The sequence below is a fragment of the candidate division WOR-3 bacterium genome (genome assembly GCA_039804025.1).
Taxonomy (GTDB): Bacteria; Hydrothermota; Hydrothermia; order Hydrothermales; family JAJRUZ01; genus JBCNVI01.
The window spans coordinates 59479-70951 of sequence record JBDRZP010000011.1 but is presented as its reverse complement, the minus strand read 5'-3'; the positions used below and the strand labels follow the sequence as shown (position 1 = coordinate 70951).

Genomic DNA, 11473 nt, shown 5'->3' with positions numbered 1-11473 from the left:
TTTTTGAAGAGTTAAAAGATTCAATAATTTTTCCCTTTTTTAGTTACGACAAAACAATAGGTTTTATAGGAACAAGAGAAAAGGATTTGAAAGATGATGAAATTTTGTTTTTTTATTTTCTTTCACTTTTATACGAATTAATTGATTTTCAGGAAAAAATAGAGGATCTTGTTACTAAAGATGATCTTACAGATTTAAGCAATTCAAAATTTTTCCTTGTTTCTTTAAGGAAACTTTTGAGTGATAAAAGTAATTTTCCAGTTACAGTTATTTTTATGGACCTTGATAATTTTAAGGAGATAAACGATTTACACGGTCATTTTGTGGGTGGAAGGGTTTTGCAGAAGGTGGGGGAATTTTTAAAGAACTTTTTCATTTCCAGTGACTATTCTTATGCAATAATTTCAAGATATGGTGGTGATGAATTTTCTTTTATTTTTCCAAAAACTTCTCTTGAGGAGGGTGTTGTTATTGCTAATACTATTAGAAGGGAACTTGAGGAAAATAAAATTTATGTGAGGGAAGATCTTTCATTCAATATTAAGGCAAGTTTCGGTGTATCAAGTTTTCCTGTTTCCACTGATAAACCTGAAAAACTTCTTGTTCTTGCAGATAGGGCTCTTTTTGAAGCTAAAAAGATGGGAAAAAATTCCGTTTTTTCTATACCACCAGTTGAAAAATAAGTGGTTTTAAAATTATATTATAATGGTTCAAATCCTTTTAAATTTTAGGGAAAACAATGACAAAGCATCAGATTATCCAGATAATACATAAGGAGACCGGGCTCCCAAGAAAAGATGTAAAAATTGTTGTGGAAAAGTGTATAGAAATAATGAAAAATTCTCTTTTATCTAAGGAAAAGGTCTCCTTAAAGGGATTTGGAATATTTAAGGTAAAATGGAGAAAACCAAGGACAGGAAGAAATCCAGCTACAAAGGAAAAGGTTCCAATCCCAGCAAGGTGGAGAATAGTTTTTGAACCTTCACCAAAAATGAAAATACCTGAAGAATGAAAGGGTTCAATTCCCTTTTTTTTAATAAAAAAATATGCCTTGCGGAAGAAAAAGAAAACTTAAAAAAATAAAAAAACATAAACTAAAAAAAAGAAGAAAAAAGATGAGACATAAAAAGAAAAAGTGAAGAAATTTGTTATAATTTCAGATACTCATATACCTAAGAGAGCAAAGGAATTGCCAAAAGAGGTTTTAAAAGAAATTGAAAAAAGTGAAGGGGTTATTCATGCAGGAGATTTTGTTTCTGAAGAATTTTATAGGTTTCTCGAAAAAAATTTTTTACTTCATGCAGTTTTTGGAAACATGGATGAGCCTTCTTTATTTAAAATTTTGCCTGAGAAAAAAATTTTTGAAATTGAAAACTTAAAGGTGGGGCTTTATCACGGCACAGGTGCACCTTTTGGAATAGAAAAAAGAGTTTTAAAAAAGTTTGAGGGGGATAATGTTGACCTTATTATATTCGGACACTCTCACAGGGTTTTTAATAAAAAAATGGGAGATATTCATCTTTTTAACCCGGGTTCAGTTTGTGATAAATTTTTTTCTTTTGTAAATACATATGGTATAATTGAGGTTGAAGAAAAAAAATTTGATATAAAGTTAATAAAGCTCTAAAATAAATTTTAATGATATTTTACGATTTTATTGTTACAGGAATACCTACACTTTTAACTTATAAAAGTGAAAAAAACCTGGCTAAGGGCTCATTATTTTATTTAAAAGTAAAGGGTAAAAAGAGAATCGGAATTACTCTTAAAGAAAATAAAAATCCAAGTATTGATTTTAATAAAATCATAGATGTTAAAGAGGAGGATTATTTTGGTTTTACCTATCCAGAAAAAGTAGTTGATTTGATTTTATGGTGTAAAGATTATTACAGAACAAGTTTTGATAAGGTGCTTCAATTTTTTATACCTTCTTCATTAAGTTTTATTGAAAGGGAATTTTATGTTTTCAAAAAATTTGAAAAAAATATTGAGGAAAAAGAAAAAATTATCCTTGAATATATAAAAATTAAAAAAAGAGTTTCAAGGAAAAATTTGATTAAAAAATTCAAAAGTGGTGTTATAAGTTATCTCAAAAAATTAGAAAAGAAAAATTTGATTGAAAGGGAATTTTTATTTAAGGGTAAAAAACAAAAATTTTTCGATTTTAAATTAAGTGAAATAAATTTACCAGATAAACCAACTGAAATTCAGAAGAGGATTATTGAAGGATTTTTTGAAGAAAAAAATAAAAAAATTTTTTTAATCCATGGTGTAACAGGAAGTGGGAAGACTTTTATTTATAGAGAAATAGTAAAAAGATTTTTAAAGGAAGGTAAAAAGGCACTTATACTTGTGCCTGAAATTTCCCTTTTACCACAGATTGCCCCTTACTTTTTATTTAAAGATTATAAGCTTTTTCTCTATGCCTTTATCCTCAATCCTGATGAAAAGTGGAATGTTATACATCATATACTTTCTGATGAACCTTGTGTAGTAGTTGGAGCAAGATCAGCGAGTTTTCTCCCTTTTAAAGATCTCGGTGTAATTATAGTAGATGAGGAGCAGGAAGAAAGCTATAAAGAAAAGGAAAGAGAACCATTTTATCATACAAGGGATATTTTAATAAAAAGGTCAGAACTTGAAGATATACCTATAGTTTTTGGAACAGCAACCCCTTCCTTAGAAATTTATAATAAATCAAAAGTAGAAGGAAAATATTTTTTTATACCTGAAAGAATTTCTGGTTATAAGAATCCCAAGGTAGAAATTATATCTTTAAGGGATGAGCCAGGTAGATTTTATCTTACAGGTAAATTACTTCAGGATATTGAAGATGTTTTAAGTAAAAATAAAAAGGTTATTTTATTTATAAATAAAAAGGGATTTGCTCATTTTATGCAATGTAAAACATGTGGATTTATACCTTATTGTCCGAATTGTTCCATTTCACTTAACTATTATAAAAGAAAAAATTTACTTTTATGTCACTTCTGTTCGTGGAAAGAGGAGGCTCTAAAAGTTTGCCCAAATTGTAAATCTATAAATTTAAAAACTTCTTCTTTTGGAACTGAGAAAATTGAAGAAGAATTAAGATCTTTATTTCCTAAAAGAATTATTAAAAGAATGGACAGGGATGCAATATCTGGAAGAAAAAAAGTTTTTGAAGTTTTTGATGATTTTATTAGAGGAAATATTGATATACTTGTAGGAACTCAGATGGTTATAAAGGGGCTTGATAATCCAAATGTTGGACTTGCTGCCTTTTTATGTGCAGATGAGGATTTGAATTTTCCTGATTTCAGAGCAAGGGAAAGGATGTTCCAAAGGCTAATTCAATTAATAGGTAGAGTCAGAAAGGAAGGTAAAACAATTATTCAAACCTATAATCCTGATGAAAAAATTTTTGAAAAAGTTATGAATTTTGATATTGAAGGTTTTTATAAAGAGGAACTGGAAGAAAGGAAAAAACTCAAATACCCACCCTTTTCAAATCTCATTTTAATAGAGACAAATACAAAAGTTCCTGAGGATGGTGAGGATATATTGAGATATATAAAAGAGAAAATTAAAAAAAGTTCTATTCCTCTTGAAATTTTAGGTCCTGCTGTTCCCCCAATAGCAAAAATCAAAGGCTTTTACAGGAATAGATTGATATTGAAAGTGTGGGATAAAAATTTAATTAAAAAGATTTTAGACCTTGTTCCATTAAATTCAAAAATTAAGCTGGATTTAAACCCCTATGATTTTATTTAAGATTAAATTTTTATCAAGAGTTTTTAAATCACAACTAAAGTTTTTACATAAAAAATAGGTTGTTTTCTCATCTATTTTTTTATAAATTTCATCCTCTTTTTGTTTCAAAATTAACAATGTGAAAGGTTCAAATGTTTTATTAATTTCTAAATTTAATTCAATTGCATCTTTTACATTACCAAGGATCACGAGCTGAGTGTTTTCATTGAAATAAAAAATGTTACTTAAAAGAAAAGAAAAAGCGTAGGGAGCTTCTTTTAAAAAATTGAATAGTGTTTTTAATGCTTTATTAGAAAAATTGTAATATTTTTCTTCACCTGTTATAAAATATAATTTTATTAAATTAGAAAGCATAACAGAGTTTCCGGAAGGGTAAGAGGATTCAAAAATTGATTGATTTTCAAAAGGCAAATCATTTTTTTCTGTTTCTGTAAAATTAAATATGTAATTTTCTTTATTTAAGAATTTTTCAATAACATAATCTGTATAATAAACGATATCTTCAAGTATTTTATTATCAAAAATTGTTTCATATAATTCAATAAGTGCCCATATAAAAAATGAATAATCATCTAAGAATCCTTCTAAATTTGTTTCTCCTTCAATATTTTCATGAAATATTTTTTTATTTTTGATTAAATTGTTTTTTATGAAGTTATAGATGTTAAGTGCAGAATTTAAAAACTTTTCTTCACCAGTAACCTTGTATAATTTTAGAAGTGAAATCATTAAAAGGGAGTTCCAGTCAGTTAGAATTTTGTAATCCGTAAAAGGTCTTATTCTTTTTTCCCTTATTTTTAAAAGTTTTTTTCTTATATTTTTCCATGTTTTTTGATTTTCTTCCTCAATTAATTTTTTTGAATGAAAAATAATTTTATTTTCAAAATTTCCTTCTTTATTTATTTCAAAGTATTTTTTTATAAAATCAAATTCTTCTTTATCTAAATTTTTTTCTAATTCTTCATAATTCCATAAGTAATATTTTCCTTCAATTCCCTCTGAATCTGCATCAATACTTGTAAAATAGGCTCCATCCTTATGTTTCATTTCCCTTTCAAGAAATTCAAAGATTTCAAGAGCTGTTTTTAAATAAAAATCATTTTTTGTAACTTGGTATGTTTCAAGGTAAGATAAAATTAAAAGTGCTTGGTCATATAACATTTTTTCAAAATGTGGAATTTTCCATTCCTTATCCACTGAGTATCTGAAAAAACCAAAGCCTATCTGGTCAAATATTCCCCCTTTACGCAAGTTTTTAAGAGTTTCTTCTACCATTAAAAGTGCCCTTTTTTCTCCTTTAACTTTATAATACCTTAAAAGAAAATAGTTATTTTGTGGTGTGGGAAATTTAGGTGAATATCCGAATCCACCATTTATTTCATCAAAGTTTTCTTCATAATATAAAAATAATCTATCAAAAATACAGTTAAACTCTTCTTTTTTTATTTCAATTTCAATTGGTAATAATTTTTCTTGCCTTTCAAAATTTTTTATTATGTTATCAGCATAGGTTTTTATTTCCTCTTTTTTTTCTTTCCATAATTTTATTATTTCTTCTAAAATATCAATAATTCCTCTTAATCCGAATTTTTGAGTTTTTGGAATATAGGTAGAGATAAAAAAGGGTTTTTTATCAGGAGTCATAATAATTGTGAGTGGCCATCCGCCTTTGTTTGTGAGGTAGAAGGATAAATTCATATAAAAGTTATCAATATCTGGTCTTTCTTCTCTATCAATTAAAATTGATATAAAGTTTTCATTTAATATTTTTGCAACTTCTTCATCATAAAAACTTTCCTCTTTCATAACATGACAAAAGTGGCAGGAGGAATACCCTATGGATAAAAAAATTGGTTTATCTTCTTTTAAAGCTTTTTCAAAGGCTTCATAAGACCAGGGATAGAAATTAACAGGTGAATCAGCGTAAGACCTTAGGTAGGGACTTTTTTCTCTTTTTAATTTGTTTTGCTTCAAATTTTTAATTTAAACCCATTTTATAGAACAACCTATTGAGGGTTTTTGAATTTCAGGAGGTTCCTCATCATTAATGAGTTTATAGCAGGCTTCTTTTAATTCTTCTCTTGTTACAAGATTTTCATCCTTCCAGTTGTCATCAAATCTTCCGTGGTAAAAAAGTCTCATGTTTTTATCAACTAAATATATATCAGGGGTGCATTGAGCTTTATAACTTTTTGCTATTTCCTGGGTTTCATCTACAAGGTAGGGAATGTCAATTTTCCATTCCTTTATTTTATTTTTCATTTCTTCAACAGAATCCTCGGGATACTCGGGATTTTTTGAGTTAGGATTTATTGCCACTGTGTTTATCCCTTTACTTTTTATTTCTCTTCCTAGTTTTAAAAGTCTTGGCCATATTGCCTTTGCATATGGACAGTGATTACAGGTAAAAACAATCAGTAATCCCTTTTCTCCCATTAGTTCTTTTGAGGAAAATTTTTTTCCAAAAGGGTCCTTTAATTCAAAGTCAGGCATTTTTGTTCCAATGGGAATTATATATGATTCAACTGCCATTTTAAACTCCTTTTAAATTTTTAAAGAATATGGAATTGAACCAGTTTATAAATATAATGGAAATATTTTAATGTTTCAAGGGTTAAAAGTTTATTCTTTTTTTATCTCCGTTTTACCTGGAATATAGCCCCACAGTTCTTTTATAATTCTCCTTATCCTTTCAATACATTTTTCTTTTCCGAGAAGTTCCATTAGTTTAAAAAGGGAGGGTCCAACTTTTCTTCCTGTCATTGCAAGTCTAAGTGGATGAATTAAAAAGGCATGTTTTTCTTCCAGATTATCAGCAACTTTTCTTACTACTTCTTCTATTATTTTTTCATTCCATTCTGAGAGTTTTTCAAATTCACTTTTTATTTCCTCAAGACCTTCGAATACCTTTGGATTAGCAAAATATCTTTCAACTGCCTCAATATCATAGCCAAATTCATCTATGTAAAAGTATTCAATTAAATAAGGAATATCTTTTAAAACTTTTGCCCTTTCCCTTGTGAGTTCTATTGTTTTTTTTAAATAATCTGTATCTTTTTCAAATTCCTTTTTCCACCATTTTTCTTTTCTTAAAAATTCAATAGAAATTTTTACAAGTTCATCCAAATCTTTTCTTTTTATATATTCTGAATTAAGCCATAATAATTTATTTCTGTCAAAAATACTTGCACTTTTTCTGCAATCTTTTATATCAAATATTTTTATCATTTCTTCCTTTGATATTATTTCCCTGTCTTCACCAGGAGACCAGCCAAGGAGTGCAAGAAAGTTAAATAAAGCCTCTGGTAAAAATCCTTCTTCTTTATATTCAAGAACAGAAGTTGCTCCGTGCCTTTTTGATAATTTCTTTCTATCAGGTCCTAAAATCATTGGTAAATGTGCAAATTCTGGAATCTTAAAACCAAGGGCATTGTATAAAAGTATTTGCTTGGGTGTATTTGAAATATGGTCGTCACCTCTTATAACATGGGTTATGCCCATATAGTTATCATCTATTACACAGGCAAAATTGTAAGTTGGGGTTCCATCACTTCTTAATATTATGAAATCTTCAATTTCCTCATTTTTAAAGATAATTTCTCCGTGAATTAAATCAATAAATTTTGTTTCACCTTCAGGTATATAAAATCTAATAGTTTTTTCTCTTCCTTCTTTTAAAAGTTTTTCAATTTCTTCCTTTTTTCTTTTTAAGCATTTTCTTGAATATTTAATTGGTTTTTTTTCAAGTTTCTGCAAATTTCTTTCTTCTTCAAGTTCTTTTTCTGTGCAGAAACAAAAGTAGGCTTTCCCTTCTTTTACAAGTTTTTCTGCATATTCTTTATAAATATTGATCCTTTTACTTTGAAATACTATTTCTTCGTCCCATTCAATTCCAAGCCACTTAAGACCATCAAGTATTATAAGGGTCCATTCTTCTTTTGATCTTTCAACATCTGTATCTTCTATTCTTAATAAAAATTTTCCTCCTCTATTTTTTGCATATAGGTAATTATATATAGCAGTTCTAACTCCTCCTACATGAAGGACACCAGTTGGTGAAGGGGCAAATCGTAGTCTTACACTCATAATTTTGATTATAAGTTATAAAAATCTTAAAATTAAATTATGGGAAATATATTTTCACAATTTAAAAATAGAATCAGGGAGGGGGATTTTGAGATTCCTTCTACTATTCCTGAATACCTTAAAAGAAAAAGACCCCCTCGTATTCCTGATTTAAAGGAAAATGAAGTTATAAGACACTTTGATAGACTTGGAAGAAAAAATTATTCTGTGGATTACGGGTTTTATCCTCTTGGTTCCTGCACAATGAAATACAATCCCAGGTTAAATGAGGAGCTTGCAAGTATCCCAAATTTTACAGAACTTCATCCCCTTCAGCCTGCTTTTACAGTTCAGGGAATTTTGAAAATAGCTAAAGAACTTGAAAATTTTCTCTCTTTAATTTCAGGAATGGATGCAATTACATTACAGCCTGCTGCAGGTGCTCATGGCGAGCTTGTAGGAATGTTAATTGTAAGGAAATATCATACAGAAAAAGGTAATCCGAGAAAATATGTTTTAATTCCGGATTCTGCACACGGAACAAATCCAGCCTCAGTGACCCTTGCAGGTTACACAGCTTTAGAAATAAAGTCAAATTCTCAAGGTCTTGTTGATATTGATGAGCTAAGAAAAAAGGTAAATGAGGATGTTGCTGCCTTTATGATCACAAATCCAAATACCCTCGGTTTGTTTGAATCCAATATAAAACTGATCTCGGAGATTTTACATGAAAAGGATATTCTCCTTTATATGGATGGAGCAAATTTAAACGCCCTGCTTGGTATAACAAGACCAGGAGATGCAGGAGTTGATATTTTGCACTTTAATTTACACAAAACATTTTCTACACCCCATGGAGCAGGAGGTCCTGGTTCAGGTCCAATAGGTGTTAAAAAGTTTCTTGAAAAATATCTTCCAGTTCCAAGAATTGTTGAAAGAAAAGGTAATTTTGAACTTTCCTATGATTTTCCCCATTCAATAGGTAAAGTTCATGCTTTTTACGGTCATCCACTTATATGGATAAGAGCCTTTGCCTATATTTTAAGGGTCGGAAGAGAAAATTTAAGAAAAATTTCAGAATTTGCAATTTTAAATGCTAATTATTTAAGAAGGAAACTTGAAAAATATTTTGAAAATCCTTATCCTGATAGACCATCTATGCATGAGTTTGTCTTATCTGCTGAAAACATTAAAAGAAAATATGGTGTTAAAGCACTTGATATTGCTAAAAGACTCCTTGATTATGGATTTCATGCTCCAACTATGTATTTTCCTTTGATTGTTAAGGAGGCTTTAATGATTGAACCCACCGAAACAGAATCCCTTGAAACTCTTGATGCATTTGCAGAGGTTATTGAAAAGATAATGAAGGAAATTGAAGAAAATTCTGACCTTGTAAAAAATGCTCCTCATAATACTCCAGTAAAAAGGTTAGATGAGGCAAAAGCAAATAAGGATCTTGACGTAAGGTATAATTTTAGTGAGTAATAATTTAAATAATAAAGAAACTTATGATGACCTTATAGAAAAAATTGCAAGTAGAATTTGTGATTTAAAATTAGAGACAATTTTTATAATTATATTTGAGTCAATAAAACCTCTTTCCTTTATTGCTTCAAGTGTTCTTGTAGCTTTTGAACCGATAATAAGGTCAATTTTTTCCTTTAGGGATTATGAAAGGTTTTACAGGATGCTTGAGGATAGAGAAAATATTGAAAAACTCATAAGAAAAATTGAGGAGCTTTCAGAAAAAAGGTGAAAAATTGAAATAATAAAACAATAAATTTTAAAATAAAATGGGTTCAATACCTTTTAAAAGTATTTAATTTAATATGGAAAGAGAACCAAGACGGATCCTTGCAACTGATTGTGGGAGTACTACTACCAAGGCTATTTTAATTGAAAAAAGAGGAGATAGATATTCTCTTGTAGCAAGAGGTGAGGCACCTACTACAGTAGAAAAACCTTTTGAGGATGTTACAAAGGGAGCTTTAAATGCTTTTAGGGAACTTGAAGAACTAACAGGAATTCAGATTCTTGATGGAGAGAAAATAATAAAAGGAGCAGAAGATAAAAAGGGTGTTGATTTATATGTTTCAACTTCTTCAGCAGGTGGGGGACTTCAGATGATGGTTGCAGGGGTTGTTAAAAGTATGACAGCTGAATCTGCAGCAAGAGCAGCTCTCGGTGCAGGTGCTATTGTAATGGAAACAATTGCTTCAAATGATGGAAGATTGCCTCATAAAAGGGTTGAACTTATAAGACAATTGAGACCTGATATGATACTTCTTGCAGGTGGAATTGACGGAGGAACAAAAAAACATGTAATTGAACTTGCAGAGTTAATAAGAGCTGCTGAACCAAAACCAAGATTTGGAGTAAGCTACAAGTTACCTGTAATTTATGCTGGAAATAAGGATGCAAGGGAAGATATAAAAAAAATTTTAGATGATAAGACAGCTCTTTCTCTTGTTGATAATATAAGACCTGTTCTTGAAGTCGAAAATTTAAAGCCAGCAAGGGATAAAATTCATGACCTTTTCCTTGAACATGTTATGGCTCATGCTCCTGGTTATCCAAAACTTATGAGCTGGACTGATGTTCCAATAATGCCAACACCTGGTGCGGTTGGGCTTTTAATGCAGAAAGTGGCTGAAATGGAAGGTATAGAGGTTCTGGGAGTTGATATAGGTGGTGCAACCACTGATGTATTCAGTGTATTTCAGGGAATATTTAATAGAACTGTAAGTGCTAATCTTGGAATGAGTTATTCGATTTCAAATGTAATGGTTGAGGCTGGTATGGAAAATATACTTAGATGGATTCCATTTAAAATAAAGGAAAGTGAATTAAGAAACAGAATAAGAAATAAGATGATAAGACCAACAACAATACCTCAAACTCTTGAAGATCTTATAGTTGAACAGGCAATAGCAAGAGAAGCTTTAAGGCTTGCTCTTTTACAGCACAAGCAGATGGCTGTTGGTTTAAAAGGTATTCAGCAGGAAAGAACAATTTCTGATGTTTTTGCTCAGACAATGACAGGAGAAACACTTGTGAATATGATGACCTTGGGTATGATTATCGGTTCAGGAGGAGTTCTTTCTCATGCTCCGAGAAGGAATCAAGCTGCTTTAATGATGATAGATGCCTTTCAACCAGAAGGTTTCACTTATTTAACAGTGGATTCAATCTTTATGATGCCCCATCTCGGTGTTCTTTCAACAGTTCATGAAAAATCGGCTATGGAAGTTTTTGAAAAGGATTGTCTCATATGGCTTGGAACCTGTATAGCACCAAAGGGGATAGGTAAAAAGGGTAAAAAAACATGTTATTTAAAGATAATAAAAGAAAATGGAGAAGAAATAGAAATAGAAATTAAATTTGGTGAATTAAAAAGAGTTCCACTTGGAATAGGTGAAAAGGCTAAGGTGATAGCAGAACCAGAGAAAGGGTTTGATCTTGGAGAAGGTCCTGGAAAGAAAGTGGAAAGGGAGATAAGGGGTGGGGTGGTTGGAATTATACTTGATGGAAGGGGAAGACCTCTTGAAATTCCGAAAGATGAAGGGGAAAGGGTGAATATGTTTTCAGAATGGATTTTATCCCTTGATGTTTATCCAAAAGAAAGTTTCCTTGAACTTTTAAAAAGATAAGG

10 protein-coding genes are annotated in these 11473 nt (G+C 30.0%); 7 read left to right on the top strand and 3 right to left on the bottom strand.

Translation table 11 applies throughout. The annotated features are described in order from the left end of the window. The 4 genes from ABIN73_05475 to priA form a co-directional block, all read left to right on the top strand. The coding region (locus ABIN73_05475; protein ID MEO0269171.1) for a GGDEF domain-containing protein at positions 1 to 683 on the top strand (683 nt) is incomplete at its 5' end. A 56-nt stretch (positions 684 to 739) separates the two neighbouring features. Continuing rightward, entirely contained in the window at positions 740 to 1012 is a 273-nt protein-coding gene (locus ABIN73_05470; GenBank protein ID MEO0269170.1) for an HU family DNA-binding protein, read from the top strand. A gap of 123 nt (positions 1013 to 1135) precedes the next feature. Continuing rightward, positions 1136 to 1627: a metallophosphoesterase gene (locus tag ABIN73_05465; GenBank protein ID MEO0269169.1), complete on the top strand. Its 492-nt coding sequence runs from the start codon at positions 1136 to 1138 to the stop codon at positions 1625 to 1627. 11 nt (positions 1628 to 1638) lie between these two features. Next, positions 1639 to 3753: a primosomal protein N' gene (priA, locus tag ABIN73_05460; protein ID MEO0269168.1), complete on the top strand. Its 2115-nt coding sequence runs from the start codon at positions 1639 to 1641 to the stop codon at positions 3751 to 3753. On the opposite strand, the gene ABIN73_05455 is transcribed toward priA, so the two are convergent. The 3 genes from ABIN73_05455 to gltX form a co-directional block, all read right to left on the bottom strand. Beyond that, the gene (locus tag ABIN73_05455) at positions 3730 to 5727 is read right to left on the bottom strand and encodes a thioredoxin domain-containing protein (protein ID MEO0269167.1); all 1998 of its coding nucleotides are present in this window, start codon (positions 5725 to 5727) and stop codon (positions 3730 to 3732) included. The two genes, priA and ABIN73_05455, sit on opposite strands and share 24 nt — an antisense overlap. 9 nt (positions 5728 to 5736) lie before the next feature. Then, entirely contained in the window at positions 5737 to 6285 is a 549-nt protein-coding gene (locus ABIN73_05450; protein ID MEO0269166.1) for a thioredoxin family protein, read from the bottom strand. Positions 6286 to 6375: 90 nt separating this feature from the next. Next, complete coding sequence (gltX, locus tag ABIN73_05445; protein MEO0269165.1) at positions 6376 to 7839, bottom strand: glutamate--tRNA ligase; 1464 nt, start codon at positions 7837 to 7839, stop codon at positions 6376 to 6378. 39 nt (positions 7840 to 7878) lie between these two features. Between gltX and gcvPB the strand changes: the two genes are divergently transcribed. The 3 genes from gcvPB to ABIN73_05430 all read left to right on the top strand — a co-directional run bounded on the left by gcvPB (position 7879) and on the right by ABIN73_05430 (position 11471). After that, positions 7879 to 9306: an aminomethyl-transferring glycine dehydrogenase subunit GcvPB gene (gene gcvPB / locus ABIN73_05440; protein MEO0269164.1), complete on the top strand. Its 1428-nt coding sequence runs from the start codon at positions 7879 to 7881 to the stop codon at positions 9304 to 9306. Then, positions 9299 to 9577: a hypothetical protein gene (locus tag ABIN73_05435; protein MEO0269163.1), complete on the top strand. Its 279-nt coding sequence runs from the start codon at positions 9299 to 9301 to the stop codon at positions 9575 to 9577. Before gcvPB ends, ABIN73_05435 begins: the two co-directional genes overlap by 8 nt. Before the next feature lie 73 nt (positions 9578 to 9650). Then, positions 9651 to 11471: a glutamate mutase L gene (locus ABIN73_05430; GenBank protein ID MEO0269162.1), complete on the top strand. Its 1821-nt coding sequence runs from the start codon at positions 9651 to 9653 to the stop codon at positions 11469 to 11471. The last annotated feature ends 2 nt before the right edge of the window (positions 11472 to 11473 follow it).